This is a genomic window from Acidimicrobiales bacterium (assembly GCA_016794585.1).
Classification (GTDB): Bacteria; Actinomycetota; Acidimicrobiia; order Acidimicrobiales; family DATDAH01; genus JAEUJM01.
In genome coordinates, this window is sequence record JAEUJM010000026.1 from 158,179 (window position 1) to 176,134 (window position 17,956).

At 73.1% G+C, this 17,956-nt stretch carries 18 protein-coding genes; 16 read left to right on the plus strand and 2 right to left on the minus strand.

What is annotated here, in order from left to right; genetic code table 11:
- Positions 1-92 precede the first annotated feature (92 nt).
- From JNK12_13350 to JNK12_13415, 14 genes are all read left to right on the plus strand, one after another.
- Complete coding sequence (locus JNK12_13350; protein ID MBL8776921.1) at positions 93-557, plus strand: DoxX family protein; 465 nt, start codon at positions 93-95, stop codon at positions 555-557.
- 119 nt (positions 558-676) lie between these two features.
- Positions 677-1,957 (plus strand): amidohydrolase, encoded by a 1,281-nt coding sequence (locus JNK12_13355; GenBank protein MBL8776922.1) that lies wholly within the window; start codon positions 677-679, stop codon positions 1,955-1,957.
- Positions 1,958-1,974: 17 nt separating this feature from the next.
- Positions 1,975-2,751 (plus strand): enoyl-CoA hydratase/isomerase family protein, encoded by a 777-nt coding sequence (locus JNK12_13360; protein MBL8776923.1) that lies wholly within the window; start codon positions 1,975-1,977, stop codon positions 2,749-2,751.
- Between the two features lie 164 nt (positions 2,752-2,915).
- Entirely contained in the window at positions 2,916-3,620 is a 705-nt protein-coding gene (locus tag JNK12_13365) for a GntR family transcriptional regulator (protein ID MBL8776924.1), read from the plus strand.
- Entirely contained in the window at positions 3,620-5,209 is a 1,590-nt protein-coding gene (locus JNK12_13370) for an ATP-binding cassette domain-containing protein (GenBank protein MBL8776925.1), read from the plus strand. Before JNK12_13365 ends, JNK12_13370 begins: the two co-directional genes overlap by 1 nt.
- Entirely contained in the window at positions 5,206-6,399 is a 1,194-nt protein-coding gene (locus JNK12_13375) for an ABC transporter permease (GenBank protein MBL8776926.1), read from the plus strand. Before JNK12_13370 ends, JNK12_13375 begins: the two co-directional genes overlap by 4 nt.
- Entirely contained in the window at positions 6,399-7,298 is a 900-nt protein-coding gene (locus JNK12_13380; protein MBL8776927.1) for an ABC transporter permease, read from the plus strand. The genes JNK12_13375 and JNK12_13380 overlap by 1 nt, the downstream gene beginning before the upstream one ends.
- A gap of 70 nt (positions 7,299-7,368) precedes the next feature.
- On the plus strand, positions 7,369-8,502 hold the full coding sequence (locus JNK12_13385) for a BMP family ABC transporter substrate-binding protein (GenBank protein MBL8776928.1): 1,134 nt from the start codon (positions 7,369-7,371) through the stop codon (positions 8,500-8,502).
- 8 nt (positions 8,503-8,510) lie between these two features.
- The gene (locus tag JNK12_13390) at positions 8,511-9,272 is read left to right on the plus strand and encodes an alpha/beta hydrolase (GenBank protein MBL8776929.1); all 762 of its coding nucleotides are present in this window, start codon (positions 8,511-8,513) and stop codon (positions 9,270-9,272) included.
- Between the two features lie 11 nt (positions 9,273-9,283).
- Positions 9,284-9,889, plus strand: a complete 606-nt coding sequence (locus JNK12_13395) for an isochorismatase family protein (GenBank protein ID MBL8776930.1) — start codon at positions 9,284-9,286, stop codon at positions 9,887-9,889.
- Between the two features lie 27 nt (positions 9,890-9,916).
- Positions 9,917-10,621 (plus strand): cysteine hydrolase, encoded by a 705-nt coding sequence (locus JNK12_13400; GenBank protein MBL8776931.1) that lies wholly within the window; start codon positions 9,917-9,919, stop codon positions 10,619-10,621.
- Positions 10,614-12,305 (plus strand): hypothetical protein, encoded by a 1,692-nt coding sequence (locus JNK12_13405; GenBank protein MBL8776932.1) that lies wholly within the window; start codon positions 10,614-10,616, stop codon positions 12,303-12,305. Before JNK12_13400 ends, JNK12_13405 begins: the two co-directional genes overlap by 8 nt.
- Before the next feature lie 45 nt (positions 12,306-12,350).
- Entirely contained in the window at positions 12,351-13,577 is a 1,227-nt protein-coding gene (locus tag JNK12_13410; GenBank protein ID MBL8776933.1) for a threonine ammonia-lyase, read from the plus strand.
- A gap of 117 nt (positions 13,578-13,694) precedes the next feature.
- Positions 13,695-14,084, plus strand: coding sequence for a CBS domain-containing protein (locus tag JNK12_13415; GenBank protein ID MBL8776934.1), 390 nt, complete (start codon positions 13,695-13,697; stop codon positions 14,082-14,084).
- A gap of 18 nt (positions 14,085-14,102) precedes the next feature.
- On the opposite strand, the gene JNK12_13420 is transcribed toward JNK12_13415, so the two are convergent.
- Positions 14,103-15,344 carry a PQQ-dependent sugar dehydrogenase gene (locus JNK12_13420; protein ID MBL8776935.1) on the minus strand — a complete coding sequence of 414 codons (1,242 nt, stop codon included), beginning with the start codon at positions 15,342-15,344 and terminating at the stop codon, positions 14,103-14,105.
- Positions 15,345-15,598: 254 nt separating this feature from the next.
- Here JNK12_13420 and JNK12_13425 point away from each other — a divergent pair, with 254 nt between their 5' ends.
- Both JNK12_13425 and JNK12_13430 read left to right on the plus strand, forming a co-directional pair.
- Complete coding sequence (locus JNK12_13425) at positions 15,599-16,003, plus strand: transglycosylase family protein (GenBank protein MBL8776936.1); 405 nt, start codon at positions 15,599-15,601, stop codon at positions 16,001-16,003.
- Between the two features lie 172 nt (positions 16,004-16,175).
- Positions 16,176-16,949 (plus strand): DUF2786 domain-containing protein, encoded by a 774-nt coding sequence (locus JNK12_13430; GenBank protein ID MBL8776937.1) that lies wholly within the window; start codon positions 16,176-16,178, stop codon positions 16,947-16,949.
- Positions 16,950-17,079: 130 nt separating this feature from the next.
- Here JNK12_13430 and JNK12_13435 read toward each other — a convergent pair whose 3' ends face one another.
- A complete protein-coding gene (locus tag JNK12_13435; protein MBL8776938.1) occupies positions 17,080-17,865 on the minus strand; it encodes an enoyl-CoA hydratase/isomerase family protein in 786 nt (261 codons plus the stop codon).
- Positions 17,866-17,956 lie beyond the last annotated feature (91 nt).

The following is a 17,956-nucleotide window of genomic DNA, read 5'->3' on the forward strand; positions in this document are numbered from 1 at the left end:
GACCCAGTGGTGGACCGAGGAGGTCGGGCGTGCCTGACGCTGATGCCGTGAACCTGGCCCTGTTGGGCCTGCGCCTCATCCTGGGGGCGGTGATGCTCGCGCACGGCATCAACCACATCTTCGGGGGCGGCAAGATCGCCGGCACCGGTCGCTGGTTCGAGAGCCTCGGCATGAAGCCGGGCCCGCTGCACGCGTGGACGGCCAGCATCACCGAGATCGCCGGCGGCGCCATGCTCGTGCTCGGCCTGGCCACCCCGCTGGCCTGTGCCGCGGTCATCGGGGTGATGCTGGTGGCCCTCATCACCAACCACCTGAAGAACGGCTTCTTCATCTTCCGCCCGGGCGAGGGCTACGAGTACGTCCTCACCCTCACGGTCGTGGCCCTCTGCCTGGCCATGCTCGGCGCCGGCGAGTGGTCGCTCGACGACGTCCTCGAGCTCAGCGACATGAACGGCTGGACCGGCCTCGCCATCGCCGCCATCGCCGGCGGCGGGGGAGCAGCCCTGCTCCTCGCCGTGTTCTGGCGCCCGGCCAAGCCGGACGCCGACGCCGGCTGAGCTTCCGCAACCGCACGAATCGCGCCTCGGAGCGCGCCGGCGCGCCCTCCGTGGGTAGGTGCTACCTTGTGAAGTGACGCCGTTGTTAGTTTGCGGCACGAGCCCAGGGGGGTCCCGTCATGGACATGAACGACATGGTGCTGGTGAGCGTCGACGACCACGTGGTCGAGCCGCCGCACCTCTTCGAAGGGCGCCTGCCCGCCAAGTACGTCGACCTGGCGCCGAAGTTCATCACCCGTGACGACGGAACCAACGCCTGGGTCTACGAGGGCCAGGAGATCTCCAACGTCGCCCTCAACGCGGTCGCCGGCCGGCCCCCCGAGGAGTACGGCATGGAGCCGACCTCGTTCGCGCAGCTCCGGGCCGGCTGCTACGACATCGACGAGCGGGTCATGGACATGAACGCCAACGGCGTCCTCGGCTCGCTCTGCTTCCCGTCGTTCCCCCACTTCTGCGGCCAGCTCTTCGCCCGCACCGAGGACAAGGACGTCGCCCTCGCCATGGTGCGGGCCTACAACGACTGGCACATCGACGACTGGTGCGGCACCCACCCCGGCCGCTTCATCCCCTGCTCGCTCCCCGCCATCTGGGATCCGCAGATCCTCGCCGACGAGGTGCGCCGCACCGCGGCCAAGGGCGCCCACGCGGTCACCTTCTCGGAGAACCCCTCGAAGCTCGGCTGGCCCAGCTTCCACTCCGACCACTGGGACCCGTTCTGGACGGCGTGCTCGGACGAAGGCGTCGTGGTCTGCCTGCACATCGGCTCGTCGTCGCAGCTCGTCATCACCGCCCCCGATGCCCCCATCGACTGCCTCATCACCCTCACGCCGATGAACATCGTGCAGGCCGCCGCCGACCTGGTCTGGTCGCCGGTGCTGCGGAAGTTCCCGAACCTGAAGATCGCGCTGTCCGAGGGCGGCACGGGCTGGATCCCGTACTTCAAGGAGCGCATCGACTACAACTACCGCCGCCACCACGCCTGGACGGGTCAGGACTTCGGCGACAAGCTCCCGAGCGAGGTGTTCGACGAGCGGGTGCTCACCTGCTTCATCGACGACCGCTTCGGCATGGCCAGCCGGGACTTCCTGAACATGGACCACGTGATGTGGGAGTGCGACTACCCGCACTCCGACTCCACCTGGCCGTTCGCGCCGGAGGAGGTCATGGGCCACTTCGACGGGGTCGACGACGCCACCATCGACAAGGTCACCCACCTCAACGCGATGCGCGAGTTCAGCTACGACCCGTTCACCGCCCTCGGGGGCAAGGAGAACTGCACCGTGGGTGCGCTGCGGGCGCAGGCGCAGGGCCACGACGTGGCCATCCGCTCGGTGAGCGCCGACACCGTGGGCAAGCACGCCGCCCTCGCCACGGACCTCTACGTCCCGGCCAACGACTGATCCCCGGTCCCGCCACCATGGGCGACGACCTCGGCACCTCTGGCCTGCACCTCGAGCGTGAGGGCCCCATCGCCTGGTGCACCATCGACCGGCCCGAGGCGCGCAACGCGCTGACGCCGGCCATGTACTGGGGCATCAAGCAGGCCGTCCGCCTCGTCAACGCCGACGACGACCTGGCCGCGCTGATCATCACCGGGACGGGCGACGTCTTCTCGCCCGGGGGTGACCTCGGAGGCCGCTCCCGCGAGGACGAGGCCCTGCCCGAGGGGCTCGGCCAGGAGGTGCTGCCCTTCCTCGCGGTCCGCGACAGCCGTGCGCCCGTGATCGCCGCGGTGAACGGGATCTGCCAGGCCGGCGGCCTGCTCATCGCGATGTTGGCCGACATCGCCGTGGTCAGCGACCGCGCCACGTTCCGGGTGCCCGAGCTGCTGCGGGGCATCCCCGACGCCACCTACGCCGCCATCCTGCCCGCGCACGTGGGCATGGCCGTGGCCAAGGACCTGCTGTTGTCGGCCCGGCGCTTCGACGCCGCGGAGGCGCTCCGTCTCGGGCTCATCGCCCGGGTGGTGCCCCACGAGGAGCTCCGCGCCGCCGCCCTCCAGGCGGCCCGCGAGGTGCTGCAGACCCCGCCCGACGCCCGGGTCCACACCAAGCGCATGCTCCACCAGCACTACGGGGCCATCGACTATCAGACCATGTTCTGGGCCCTCGAGCACTCGGACGAGCCCCGCGAGGGCATGGCCGCGTTCCTCGAGAAGCGCCCGCCCCGCTGGGTCCCGCCCGAGCCCGACTGACCCCACCGAGGCCGCCCGCCGTACCGGCACGTGGCGTGACCCGCCGGTTCAGATGCGGTGCAGAAAGTGTCACGCGAGGTGTCAGGTGATCGCCTCACGCTGCTGACACGGGCGATACGGGCCGGTGATGCCGCCCTCTTACGTTCGGCCTCGTGGATACCGGCGTGGACACAAGCTCGTATACAACGCTCCCGCGGCGCGACGTGGCGTACCAGTTCCTCAAGCAGGGCCTGCTCACCGGTGCCTACCCGCCGGGGGCCCGGTTGGGCGAGGAGCGGGTCGCGGCGGAGCTCGACATGTCCCGCACCCCGGTGCGCGAGGCCTTCTCCCGCCTCCACACCGAGGGCCTGCTCGAGCGACTCCCCGACGGGGGGTTCGGGCCGACCCTGGTCGACCTGCACCTGATCCGCGAGCTCTACGAGATCCGCTTCGCCCTCGAGCGGTGCGCGCTGGGCCGGCGCCTCCCGTCGGGCGAGACGGCCCAGGACGAGGAGCAGATCCGGACCCTGCGGGCCGACTGGGCCGACCTCGAGGCGCCCGCCTCCGACGACGAGGTCGACAGTGACTTCGTCCTCCTCGACGAGGACTTCCACGAGCGCCTCGCCGCCGCCGCCGGCAACGTCGCCCTCGTCGACGAGCTCCACCGGGTCAACGAGCGCATCCGCATCGTGCGCATGCAGGACTTCCTCACCGCCGAGCGCATCGAACGGACCATCACCCAGCACGTCGGCATCCTCGACGTCGTCCTGGCCGATGACTTCGGGACCGCGGACGACCTGCTCGTCGCCCACTTCGACGAGTCGCTGTCCGTGGTCGAGGAGCGCGCCGCCCTGGCCATCGCCCGCATGTTCAACCGGAGGCACCGCTGATGTCGGACCCCGCACCCGTCGATCCCGCCGCCGTCGATCTCGCCGCCGCCGATCTCGCCGCCGCCGAGGCCCCCCTCGTCGACGCGCCACTCCTCGAGGCCCGGGGCATCACCCAGCGCTTCGGCTCGTTCGTGGCCAACGATCACGTCGACTTCACCATCCGCACCGGCGAGGTGCATGCCCTCCTCGGCGAGAACGGGGCCGGCAAGAGCACCCTCATGAAGGTCCTCTACGGGGTGAACCACCCGCAGGAGGGCGAGATCCTGATCCACGGCGAGCCCATCGAGCTGGGCTCGCCGGCCTCGGCCCGGTCCGCCGGCATCGGCATGGTCTTCCAGGACCTGCGTCTCGTCCCCGCACTGACGGTGGCGGAGAACGTCGAGCTGGCCTGCGGCACCGGCCGGTACAAGCGGTCCGAGGCCCGGGCCCGGGTGGCCGAGGGCGCCGAGAAGTACGGGCTCAAGGTCGAGCCCGGTGCCGTCGTGCGGGACCTGTCCATCGCCGAGCGTCAGCTCGTCGAGATCCTGCGGGTGCTCTTGATGGACGCCAAGGTCGTGATCCTCGACGAGCCCACGAGCGCCCTGGCTCCCCAGGAGGTGGAGGCGCTGCTCGACGTGATCCGGCGGCTGCGGTCGGACGGGTTGGGCATCGCCCTCATCACCCACAAGCTGGCCGAGACCCGGGCCGTGGCCGACCGCCTGACCGTGCTGCGCCACGGCGTGATGGCGCTCTCCGACGCCCACCCCGACGACCACACCGACGCACAGCTGGTCGAGACCATGGTGGGCAGCGTCCCGCCGCCCCTGCCCGCCGAACGCGAGCCTGTCCGCCACGGCGAGCCCGCCCTTGCGGTCAGTGGCGTGAGCGCCACGTCCGTCGACGGTCGCTCGAAGATCCACGACGTCACCTTCCTCGTGCAGCCGGGCGAGCTGGTGGGCATCGCCGGCGTGTCCGGGAACGGCCAGCGCGAGCTCCTCGACGCCATCCTCGGGATGCTGCCCCTCCACAAGGGCGAGATCCACGTCGGCGGCCGCGAGATGAGCAAGTTGGGCAAGCCGGGCAAGACCCTCGGTGCGGGCGTGGTGTCCGTTCCCGAGGACCCGGTGAACGACGCCGTCGTCGGGGGCCTGGCCGTGCTCGGGCACCTGCCCCTGAACGGACGCCCCTTCCCCAAGCGGGGCCCCCGCATCGACTGGAAGGCGGTCCGCGCCGCGGTCGAGTCCAGCGACATCGCCGAGCGCCTCAACATGGCGCCTCTCGAGCGCGAGGTGGCCACCCTCTCGGGCGGCAACATCCAACGGGTCGTCCTCACCCGGACGTTCCTCGTCGACGACCCGACGCTGGTGGTCGTCGCCTACCCGAGCCGGGGCCTCGACGTCGCCTCGGTGCGGGCCACCCAGCAGCTCCTCCTCGACCGGCGGGCGGCCGGTGCCGGCGTGCTCATGGTGTCCGAGGACATCGACGAGCTCCTCGCGCTGGCCGACCGCATCGTCGTGCTCCACGACGGCGAGGTCGCGGGGATCGTCGATCCGTCCACGACCGACCGCCAGGCGATCGGTCGCCTCATGCTCCAAGGGGCCGCCGCATGACCACCACGCAGGCTGATCTCGTCCCCGACCCGGCGGGCGAGCCCGGTGCCACGACCTCGTCCGGTCTGACGGTCGAGACGGCCGAGCCGGCGAGCGAGGAGCCCGGGGCGCACTGGGAGCCCGACGGCGAGGCCGCCGAGGCCGACGCCGAGGCCGCCCACTGGAGCGAGCACCACCTGCTCCGCGCCGCCGTGCGCTGGGTGCTGGTCATCGGCTCGACCATCGTCATCTACTCGGCCTTCCTGCTGGCCAAGGGAGCCGACCCCCTCGCGGTGCTCCGGTCGATGTGGGACACGGCGCTGGGCAACCCGGATGCCATCGGCGAGACCCTGATCCGCTCGACGCCGCTGCTCATGGCTGCGCTGGCCGCCGCGGTGCCCGCCCGCGCCGGCCTGTTCAACCTCGGAGGCGAGGGCCAGCTGCTCATGGGCGCCATCGGGGCGTTCCTGGTGGCCAACCGCCTCGACGCCGGTGCGCCGAGCGTTCCCACCCTCGTCCTGATGGGCCTGGGCGGCGCCGCCATGGGCTTCCTCTGGGCGGCCCTGCCCGCCCTGCTGAAGGTGGTCACCCGCACCAACGAGGCCATCAGCAGCCTCCTGCTCAACTACATCGCCGCCCTCGTGGTGACCTGGCTCTGCTTCGAGCCCTGGAAGGACCCGACCAGCCTCGGCCAGGCGTACAGCCGTGAGCTCGTCGACGGCGAGCGGTTCCCCGTCATCTGGGGTGCCCGTGTGCACGCCGGCATCTTCGTGGCCCTGGTCGCCGCGGTGGTCCTGTGGTGGGTGCTGCGCTCGACCACCTGGGGCTTCAAGCTGCGGGTGGTCGGGGGCAACTCGGCCGCCGCCCGCCGGGCCGGACTGGCCGTCGGCGGCCTGTCCATCGCCGCCATTGGCCTCGGCGGCGCCCTCGCCGGGCTCGGCGGGATGATCGAGGTGGCCGGCACCGAGGGCCGGCTCCGTCCCGACCTGCTGGTGGGCATCGGCTTCATCGGCTTCCTCGCCTCGTGGCTCGGCCGTCACGACCCCCTCAAGGCGTGCCTCGCCGCCCTCCTCCTCGGCGCCATCGCCGTGGGCGGCTCGGGGCTGCGCATCACCGCCGGCCTGTCCGGTGGCGCCGTGAACATCCTCATGGCGCTCGTCCTGATCACGGTCCTCGGTTGGGGGCCCCGTCGCACCCGGAGCGCTGCCTGATGCTCGAGTCCATCCTCGTCGGCGCCGTCGCCGGCGGCACCTGCATGGTCTACGCCGGCCTCGGAGAGGTGTGCACCGAGCGCTCCGGCGTCATCAACCTCGGGACCGAGGGTTCGATGCTCTGCGGCGCCCTCACCGCCTACGCCATCGGCATCACCACCGGGAACCCCTGGCTCGGGGTGGTGGCAGGGATGCTGGCGGGCTCGGCCCTGTCGTCGGTCCACGCCCTGCTCGTGCTCGAGCGGGGCGCCAACCAGATCGCCTCGGGCCTCGTGGTCACCTTCCTCGGCCTCGGCGTCACCGCCCTGTTCGGCCAGAACTACGTCGGCCAGGGCGTCGTGCCCCTCGAGACCTGGGACATCCCCGGCCTCTCCGAGCTGCCCTTCCTCGGGCCCGTCCTCTTCCAGCACGACCCGCTGACCTACCTGGCGTTCGCGGCCGTGCCCCTCACCTCCTGGGTGCTGTGGCGCACCCGGGCCGGCCTCGTGCTGCGGGCCGCGGGCGAGGCCCCGGAGGTCCTCGAGATCTACGGCACCTCGGCCCGCAAGGTGCGGTGGATCACCGTCCTCGTGGGCGGGGCGATGTCCGGGCTCGGCGGGGCGCAGCTGTCCACCGCCGCCACCCTCAACTGGTCCGAGGGCATGACCGTCGGCCGGGGCTTCGTGGCCGTGGCCCTCGTCATCTTCGCCGGCTGGAAGCCGCTCAACCTGGCCCTCGGCGCCTATCTCTTCGCCGGCGCCATCGCCTTCCAGCTCCAGCTCCAGGCCCGGGGTTGGGAGATCTCCCGCTACCTGCTCGAGGCCCTGCCCTACCTGCTGGTCCTCGTCGTCCTCGCCCTGCTCAGCCGCCGCCGCATCCACGGCGGCCCGGCCACCCTCGAACGGGTCTTCGACCACTAGACGCCCCGGCGCCGTCGAGCCCGCCCCGACCCCCCAAACCAACCACCAACACCCCCATCAAGGAGCCTCCATGCCCAGATCCCTACGTGTCGCCGCCGTCGTGTGCGGCCTGGCGCTGCTCGCCGGCGCCTGCTCGTCGAGCAGCGACTCGTCCTCCTCCGACACGACCGGCGGTGACGACGACGCCACCACGGTCGGGTTCATCTACGTCGGCCCCAAGGACGACTTCGGCTACAACCAGGCCGCCTACGAGGGCAGCGAGGCCATGGCCGAGACGGTCGACGGCGTCGAGCTGCTCCAGGCCGAGAACGTCCCAGAGACCGCCGAGTCCGAGCAGGTCATGCAGGACATGATCGACCAGGGCGCCGAGATCATCTTCGCCACCAGCTACGGGCACCTCGAGTTCGCCCAGAACGTGGCCGAGCGCAACCCCGACGTGACCTTCGTGCACCAGGGTGGCCTCGAGGGCGACAACCAGCTCGACAACGTGGGCACGTACTTCGGCACCGTGTACGAGCCGGTGTACCTGGCGGGCATCGCGGCCGGTGAAAGCACCGAGACCGACACGCTCGGCTACATCTACGCCTTCCCCATCCCCCAGACGCTGGCCAACATCAACGCCTTCACCCTGGGCGCCCAGTCGGTCAACCCCGACGCCGAGGTCATCACCATCTCCACCGGGAGCTGGTGCGACCCCGCCGTGCAGGCCGAGGCCGTCGCCTCGCTGCTCGACCAGGACGTCGACGTGATCAGCCAGCACCAGGACTGCACCAAGACCATCATCGAGGCCACCGAGGCCGCCGGCGCCATGACCGTCGGCTACCACTACGACGCCTCCGAGCTCGCCCCCGAGGGCTGGGTGACCGGCTCCGAGTGGGACTGGGGCCCGCTCTACAGCGACATCGTCGAGACCATCCAGGCCGGCGAGTTCGCCGAGTCGGACTACAACGGCGACTTCCGGGTCGGCCTGCAGACCGGTGACAACCCGTTCGTCCAGTCGCCCTTCGGCACGATGGTCTCCGAGGAGACCATCGCCCTCATCGAAGAGGCCAAGCAGCGCTTCATCGACGGCGGCTCGCCCTTCGAGGGCGTGGTGAAGAACCAGGACGGCGAGGTCGTCTACGACGAGGGCGAGCAGCCCACCTACGACGAGGTCGAGCAGATGGACTTCTTCGTCGAGGGCGTCACCGGGACGATCGGCTAGCACGTCCCGTGCCGGCCACCATCCACCTCGATCGTGGCGAGGGCCCCGGCGTCGTGCTGCTGCACGGCGTCGGGGCCGGCCCCGCCACGTTCGCCACGGTCGCCGACGACCTGGCGCACGACCACCACGTGCTGGTGGTGGAGCGTCCGGTCGGCGGCCGGGGGCACGGCGAGGCCGGCGACCTCGCCGAGCAGGTGGAGCAGGTGGTCGCCCTCCTCAGCCAGGAGCGGGCGGTCGGAGTGGCGGTGGTCGGCGTGAGCGGTGGGGCAACCCTCGCCCTCGACCTGGCCATCCGCCATCCCGGCGTGGCCACCGGCCTGGTGGTGCACGAGCCCCTGCTCGGTCACCAGGCCCCGACCCTGCACCGTCGCTTCGCCGAGGCGGCGGCGCAGGCCGCCGCCGGCGACGACGCCGCACTCGCCGTGGTGCGGTCGGTGATGGGGGAGCCCGCGTGGGCCGCCCTCGATCCGGCCGTGCGGGCGGACGCGACCGCCGGCGCCGCCCGCTGGCGGGCGGAGATCCCCCAGTTCGCCGCCTTCGACCCGAGCCAGGACGACCTTCGGGGCCTGGCCGGCCTTCCCATCCTCTGCACCGTCGGCGCCGCCAGCGGCCCCGAGCGCCACGCCGCCGCGGCCGCGCTGGCCCGACTCGCCGGGGCCGAGGTGGCCGTCGTCGCCGGCGCCGGCAACGCGGTCCAACTCGACGCCCCCCACGCTTTCGCACAGCTCGTGCGCACGTGGCTGGCCCTTCCCGCCGGAGCCCGATCGTGACGACCCACCCCATGGCCGCCAACCCCATGACCACCACCCCGCCCCCCGTGGGCGGCCCCGACGCCGGCGCCACGTTCGTGGCCGGCACCGAGCCGTATCCCTGGCCCTACGACGGTGCGCTGGCGCCCGGGCACCTCGCCCTCGTCCTCGCCGGCTGGGACGACAGCTGGTCGACCCGGGCCCACGACCCCGCCGCGGCGCGGGCCGCCTGCCTCGAGCTGGCGCTCGCGGTCGAGGCCTACGGCGGCCTCGTCCTCTCGGTCGCCCACGGGCCTGCGTCCGACCCGTCGAGCGGGCCGGCCCTGCCCGTCGAGGCCATCGCCGTCGTGGCGGCCGGAGTCGACGCGTTCCACGGCAGCCCGCTCGACGCCCTGCTCCGCCGGGCCGGGCGCACCCATCTGCTCGTCGCCGGGTTCGGCCTCGAGGGCCCCGTGCACTCGACCCTGCGGTCGGCCAACGACCGGGGGTACGAGTGCCTGCTCGTCACCGACGCCTCCGCTCCACTCGTGCCCGAGCTGGCCGCGCCCGCCGCACACACCGTGACCATGTCCGGCGGCATCTTCGGCGCCGTCGGCTCCGCCGCCGCCGTCCTCGCCGCCCTCGACCCTCCCCGCTGACCGTCCCGACCCGCCAAGGAGCGACCCATGCCCACCTTCGGACCCATCGACGCCCGCCCGTACGCCTGGCCGTACGACGGGGCCATCGACCCGTCCACCACGGCCCTCGTCAACATCGACTGGCAGACGGACTTCTGCGGTCCGGGCGGCTACGTGGACGCGATGGGCTACGACCTGAACCTGACGCGGGCCGGCCTGGCCCCGACGATGGAGGTGCTGGCCGCGTGCCGGGCCGTGGGCATGCTCGTGATCCACACGCGTGAGGGCCATCTCCCGGACCTCACCGATTGCCCGCCCAACAAGCTCTGGCGCTCGCAGCGCATCGGCGCGGGCATCGGCGATGCCGGCCCCTGCGGACGCATCCTGGTGCGCGGTGAGCCAGGCTGGGACATCGTCCCCGAGGTGTACCCGGTCGAGGGCGAGGTGGTCATCGACAAGCCGGGCAAGGGGGCCTTCTACGCCACCGAGCTCGACCTCGTGCTGCGCACCAAGGGCATCACCCACATCATCCTCACGGGGATCACCACCGACGTCTGCGTGCACACGACGATGCGCGAGGCCAACGACCGCGGCTACGAGTGCCTGCTGCTCGAGGACTGCACCGGGGCCACCGACGTCGGCAACTACGAAGCGGCGCTGCACATGGTGACCATGCAGGGCGGGGTGTTCGGGGCCGTGGCCCGATCGAGCGCCCTGCTGGCCGCGCTCGACGCCACCGCGCCCGTTGGCTGAGCACGCCGCCGCGGCCGCGCTCGACGCCGGGGTCGCGGGTCTCGCCGCGGCCTACGGACTGGGGCTCGACCCGGTGACGGTGGTCGAGGAGGTCCTCGCCCGCCTCGACGCCTCTGATGATCCGGCGGTTTGGATCGACGTGGAGCCGGCCGACGCGCTGCTGCTCGCAGCGAAGGAGCTGACGGCCACGCCGCCGGAGGCCCGGGGCCCCCTCTGGGGGGTGCCCTTCGCGGTCAAGGACAACATCGACGTGGCGGGCCGGGTCACCACGGCGGGGCTCCCCGGGGCGGCCTACCCCGCGGAGGCGACCGCCATTGCGGTGGAGCGCCTCCTCGCCGCCGGGGCGCTGTACGTGGGCAAGACCAACCTGGACCAGTTGGCCACGGGCCTCGTCGGCACCCGATCCCCCTACGGGACCCCCCGCAACCCCTTCGACCCCACCCTCGCGCCCGGCGGTTCGTCGTCGGGCTCGGCCGTGGCCGTCGCCACCCGCCAGGTGGCCTTCGCCCTCGGGACCGACACCGCTGGCTCGGGGCGGGTGCCCGCCGCGCTCTGCGGGATCGTGGGGGTGAAGGGCGCCCCCGGTGCGGTGCCGACCGACGGGGTCGTCCCGGCCAGCCCGACCATCGACTGCGTCTCCACCTTCGCCCGCTCCGTGGCCGACGGCCTGCTCGTGGAGTCGGCGATGGCCGCCACACCGTGGCCGGTGGCCCAGGGACCCTTCCGGGCGGCGGTGGCGGACGGCGTGTCGATGGAGAGAGTGGCGCTCGCAGCGGCGGGCCACGAGGTGCTCACCGTCGATCTCGCCCCGTTCCACGAGGCGGGCGACCTCCTCTACGGCGGGCCATGGCTGGCCGACCGGACGGCGGCGCTGCGCTCGACTCTGGCCGCCGTGCCCGAGGGCCTCGTGGACGTGGTGCGCACGGTGGTCGCCGGTGGGGAGGCGTACACGGGCACCGAGGTGTTCGGCGCCGTGGAACGTCTCGCCGCCCTCCGTCGCTCGCTCGCGGCGTGGTGGGACGACGTCGACGTGCTCGTCGTGCCCACGGTGCCGGCCGTCCCCTCCCTCGCCGAGGTCGCCGCCGATCCGATCGGTGTCAACGCCCGGCTCGGGCGCAACACCACCTTCGCCAACCTCCTGGGTCTCTGTGCCATCACCGTGCCCGCGGCCGACGGGCCCGGCGGGGTCACCGTGCTCGCGCCGGCGGCGGGGGCCGGGGCGGTGGCGGCGATCGCCGGTGCGCTGCGCGGCGAGGCGCTCGAGCCCGGGCCCCTCGGCGCGGGTGGGCGGGTGCACCTCGCGGTCGTCGGCGCCCATCTGCGGGGTCAGCCCCTCAACCACCAGCTGGTCGACCGCGGCGGCGTCCTGGTGGCCACGGCCGCCACCGCCCCGTGCTACCGGCTCTACCACCTGCGGGGCGGCCCGCCCGAGCGTCCCGCCCTCGAACGCGTGGGCCTCAGTGGTCGCGCCATCGAGGTCGAGGTCTGGTCGCTCGACGCCGCCGCCTTCGGGGAAGTCGTGGCCCTGGTGGCGCCGCCCCTCGGCATCGGATCGGTCGAGCTCGACGGCGGCCGCTGGGTCAAGGGCTTCATCTGCGAGACCCACGGCCTCGCCGACGCCACCGACATCACCGCCAACGGCAGCTGGCGGCGCTACCTGCGGGGACGTGGCGGCGACGTGTGATCATGGTCGCGTGGCACACCACGCGACGGGCACGCAGGACTGACCGTGTCCGGCGAGGCGCTGGTCGGGGTCGCCGACATCCGCGCCGCTCGCGTGCGAATCGACGGCGACCTACGGGTGACTCCCGTGTGGCAGCCGGCCTCCCTCTCCACGCTCGCCGGGCGGCAGGTGTGGCTCAAGGCCGAGAACCTGCAACGCACGGGGTCGTTCAAGCCCCGGGGAGCACTCAGCTTCCTGCGGGCCGATCCGGGGGACCGGCGCCCGCTGGTCGCGGCATCCGCCGGCAATCACGCGCAGGGCGTGGCATTGGCGGCGGCGATGGCGGGGCGGTCCGTGACGGTGTTCATGCCCACGACGGGGTCGCTGCCGAAGGTGCGGGCGACCCGGGAGTACGGCGCCGAGGTGCGACAGGTGGGCGACTCGGTGGACGATGCCATCGCCGCGGCGAAGGTCTTCGCCGAGGAGTCGGGCGCAGTCTTCGTCAGCCCGTTCGACCATCCCCTGGTGATCGCCGGGCAGGGGACCGTCGGCCTGGAGTTGGCCGAGCAGGTGCCCCCCGGGGCCACGGTGCTGGTGCCCGTCGGCGGGGGCGGGCTGGTCAGCGGGGTGGCGGCGGCGCTGCGGGGCGTCGGCGGGGATTGGACGATCATCGGGGTCGAGGCCGCAGGGGCGGCCTCGATGGTGGCGTCCCTGGCCGCGGGTCGCCCCACGGCGGTGGCCTCCCCGGCGACGATGGCCGACGGCATCGCCCTGAAGAGCCCGTCGGAGCTCACCCTCGCCCACGTCGAGGCGCTGGTGGACGACGTGGTCATGGTCAGCGAGGAGGAGATCGCCGCCGCGGTCCTCCTGCTCATGGAGCGGGCGCGCTGCGTGGTCGAGCCGGCCGGCGCGGTCGGCCTCGCCGCCCTTCTCGGTGATCGTGTCGTGGGTGGCGGGCCGGTGGTCTGCCTGCTCTCGGGCGGCAACGTCGACCCTCTGTTGCTGACCGCGCTGATCGAGCACGGCCTCAACGTCGCCGGCCGCTACCTGCGTCTGCGCGCGGTGGTGCCCGACCGGCCCGGGGCGCTGGCACACCTCACGGCCCTCCTGGCCGAGCTCCGCCTCAACGTGACCGACGTCGAGCACCACCGCGCCGGCAGCGTCGTGGGGGTGGCCGAGGTCGAGGTGCTGGTCACGGTCGAGACCCGGGACCGCCAGCACGGCGACGAAGTGCTCGCTGCGCTGCGGGCGGCCGGAGTGCGGGTCGAGGTGGACGCCGCCGCCCGACCCTGAGCGGCGCACGCCGGCCGGCCGTCATCGGCCGGCCCGGGCGCCGGCGGGCGCGGTCGGCGGGTCGGTCCAGGTCGCCTACGCTCAGCGGCCGCACGCCCGATGCCCGAGGAGATCCCGATGACCCCGCCCACGCCCGAGACGACCCTGAGCGAGCTGGTGCAGCGCGGCACCGTGACGGTGTCGCCGGCGGCGACGTTGCGCGACGTCGCCGTCGTGATGGAGCGCGAGGAGGTCGGCGCGGTGGTCGTGGTGGTGGACGGCCGGGCCGGTGGCGTGCTCTCCGAGCGTGACGTGGTGGGCGCGGTCGCCAACGGCGAGGACGTCGACGACGTCCGGGCCGGAGACGTGATGGCCGTCGACGTGGTCAACGCCTCGGTGGAGGACACGGTCGCGCAGGCCGCCGCGGCGATGCTCGCCGGGAACATCCGCCACCTGCCGGTGGTCGACGGCGACGCGGTCGCGGGTGTGGTCTCGATCCGTGACGTGCTCGCCGCCCACGTGGGCTGAGGCGCCGACGGCCGGCGATCAGGTGCCGGCGGGCTCGATCCGTGACACGGCGCCGTTGCTGGTGAGCACGTAGAGCTCACCGTCGGGGCCCTCGCCGAACGAGTACAGGGAGAAGTCGGCGACGGAGATGCCGAGGTCGGTGGCGAACGTCGTCAGCGTCCCGTCGGTAGCCGTGATGGAGCCGATCACGCCGGTGCAGAAGTCCCCGTGCACGTACTGGCCCACGAGGCCGGGGATGTCCGTCCCCCGGTAGACGTAGCCACCCGTGATCGAGCACCCCTCGCCGGGGCCGTTGCCGTGGGTGTAGACGAAGGTCGGCTCGGTGTGGTTGGCGGGTTCGGTGCCGTCGAAGGGATCGGGGCCTTCCATCCGGCTCCAGCCCAGGTTGGCGCCCCGGCCGGCGTTGCGGCCGTCGCCGTCGCTGGGCAGCGCGTTGATCTCCTCGTAGACGTCCTGGCCCACGTCGGCTACGTAGAGGTCGCCGTTCTCCCGGTCGAACGAGATGCGCCACGGGTTGCGCACCCCGTAGAGCCAGATCTCGCCCCGCCGGGGGGACTGGTTCACGAAGGGGTTGGTGGCCGGGATCCGGTACGGCCGGCCGCCGCCCGGCGACGGGTTGATGCGCAGCACCTTGCCCAGCAGCACGCCGCGGTTCTGGCCGTTGCCCTGCGGGTCGCCGCCGCCGCCCCCGTCGCCGACGGCCACGTACAGCCGCCCGTCGGGCCCGAAGGCGAGGGCGCCGCCGTTGTGGTTGGAGAAGGGCTGGTGGCGGATGCTCAGGACCACCCGGCGCGTGCCGGGCACGATCGACGGGTCGGTGGCGCCGTCGGCCACCTGGTACTCGGCCACGCGAAGGTTGCCCCGCAGGTTGGTGTGGAACACGTAGAGGCGGTCCCCGGCGGGGTTGAAGGCGAGGCCGAGGAGGCCGCCCTCGCCGTCCTCGGAGGTGAGGCTCGACAGGTTCAGCAGCGGGGTCGCCACGGGGGTGACGGTGGCGCCGTCCACCTGGAGGCGCCGCACGCGCCCGGCCCGCTCGGCCACGAAGAGGTCGTCGTTGCCGGCGATGGTGGCCATGGCGATGGGCTGGTCGAGGGTGGCGACCGTGTTGAGGGCCAGTGTGAAGGGGGGCGCGCCCTCGGTCTGGGCCGGGGCCGCGCCACCGGCGGTCCCCGAGGCGAGCAGCGCACCACTGCCGACGACGAGGGCGAGGGCGGCGGCCACGGCGCGGCGGCCGAAGGGACGGGCGACGACGGGTGACATGGCGGCCAGCGTACGCGCACGGGCCCCCCGGTCGGGGCACCGCCGGAGCCCCTGGGGACGGCGGGGGTGGGGTGGCGACATATGTCACGTGTGACACATGTCTGTAACGAAACCGCAACATTTGGCCGTTTCGGGGATAACAAGAGGGCTGCCCAAGGCGGACGGGCTGTCCCCTGTACCCCCACCGGAGGTTCCTCCGACTCGTGTCCCCCCTACGTCGCATCCTGACCATCGCCGCGCTCGTGCTGGCGACGATGACCGTGGCTGCATCGTGTAGCACCCAGCAGGTCCAGACCTGGTTCGCGGCGCGCGGCACCCCCGTGTCGACGCAGAAGGCGAGCCAGATCGCCGAGTACCTGACCATCTGGGAGGCCCAGAACCGGGCCCTCCTGCAGTACCTGGCCGCGGTCCAGGCCGCCTCGGTCCCCAACGAGGCCGGCTGGGATCGTGTCGCCGCCTGTGAGTCCGGCGGCAACTGGGCCATCAACACCGGCAACGGCTACTACGGCGGCCTGCAGTTCAGCCTCGGCACCTGGCGTGCCTACGGCGGCTCGGGCTACCCGAACCAGCAGAGCAAGGCCGAGCAGATCCGCGTCGCCGAGCGCGTCCGGACCTCCTCGGGCCTGCACCACTGGCCGGTCTGCGGGGCGCGCTTCTAGGCGCCGCCCCCGACTCCCTGCTCGGGCCCCCACCCCACCCGGGGTGGGGGCCCGAGCGCGTTCCGGCCCTTGCGCCGGCGCCGCCGAGGTGGCACCGTGCGCAGGCTCCCCTGCATCGACCACTCCGGTCGCCCGCGTGTCGCAGGCGGCCCTCACCCAGGAGCGACGTCCCATGGGGCAGCCCACCGATCCGCCCGACTCCCGAGGCTCGGGTGACCAGCAGCAGGAGCAGAAGGTCCTCGCCCGCGTGCGGGCACTGCTGGCCAAGGCCGAGTCGACCCAGTTCCCCGAGGAGGCCGAGGCCCTCACGGCCAAGGCGCAGGAACTGATGGCCCGCCACTCGATCGACGCCGCGCTCGCGGCCGCCGGCGAGGCCCGCACCGGGCGTCCTGACCAGCGGCGGGTGACCATCGAGAACCCGTACGTGTCGCCGAAGGTCCACCTCTTGAGCGCGGTGGCCCGGGCCAACCGGTGCGAGGCGGTGTGGATGCAGCGGGAGGGCGTGGTCGTGGTGTTCGGCTACCCGGTCGACCTCGAGGCCGTGGAGCTGCTCTTCACCTCGCTGCTGGTGCAGGCCACGACCGCGGCGCTGGCCGCAGGTTCGCAGGTCGACGTCCTGGGCCGGTCGCGCACCCGGTCGTTCCGCACGTCGTTCCTGCACTCGTTCGCGGTGCGCATCGGCGAGCGCCTCGCCGAGGCCACCGCCGGCGCGGTCGAAGAGGCGGCCGCGGAAGGCGGCGAGTCCGCCGGCCTGCTGCCGGTGCTCGCCGACCGCACCGAGGCCGTGCAGGCCGCGCGCGACGAGGCCTTCCCGCACACGCGCACGGCCCGGCCATCGGTGTCCAACGGCCAGGGCTGGCACGCGGGACGGGCTGCCGCCGAGCGCGCCTCGCTCACCGGGCAGGGCCAGGTGCGGGGCGGCCCTCGGGGGCGCCTCGGTCGCTGAGGGGTCCGTCCGCCCGTCCGCCCGTCCGCCCGGCGAACGGGGCGCAGGTGGCCGGACGACTGCGCCGGGGCGGGACGGGTCCGGGGGCGCGGCCGGCGAGGTGGGGGAGGTGGGGGAGCGGGCCGCCGGGTCAGCGCCCCCGCCACACCGGCGGGCGTCCCTCGGCTCTCGCCGTCCGGCCCTCGGCGGCGTCCTCGGTCTGGGCCGCGACCCGGCGCATGGTCTCACCGAAGCGGACCGCGTCGGCGAAGGGCAGCTCCTGGGAACGCCACGCCACCTCCTTCGTGGCGCGCGCGGCCAACGGCGCCGCCGCGCAGAGCCGGTCCGCCCAGGCCCGCGCCTCGTCCAGCAGGGCGTCGTGGGGGACCACCCGCCACGCCAGGCCCATGGCGAGGGCGCGTTCGGCGTCCACGGTCTCGCCCGTGAGCAGCAGCTCCATGGCGTTGGCCCAGCCGATCCGACCGGGCAGGCGGATGGCCCCGACGATGGTGGGGACGCCGATGGTCACCTCGGGGTAGGCGAAGGTGGCCCGGTCGCTGGCGATGACGAAGTCGCACGCCGCCACGGCGGTCAGGCCGTAGCCGATGCACGGTCCGTTGATGGCGGCGATGGTCGGCTTCCAGATCTCCCAGCCGCTCTCGAACGAGTTGTGGGTGGGGATCTCCCAGAACGACCCGGGCCAGGTGCCGACCGACCCCTGGCCGTCCTTCAGGTCGGCGCCGGCGCAGAACGCCCGGCCGGCGCCGGTGACGATGGCCACCCAGGCGTCCTCGTCCTCGTGGAAGCGGGTCCAGGCGGCGTTGAGCCCCTGGCGCATCTCGCCGTTGATGGCGTTCAGGCGTTCGGGCCGGTTGTAGGTGATGGTGGCCACGTGCCCGTCCAGGTCGTAGCCGACCGTCTCGCTCGTCTCCGACATGGGCCCGACGCTACGCGGGAGGCGGCCCGCGGGCGCGGCGTACGGTGGGGTATGACCATCGATCGGGGGCGGCTGGCGGATCTGCGGGCGC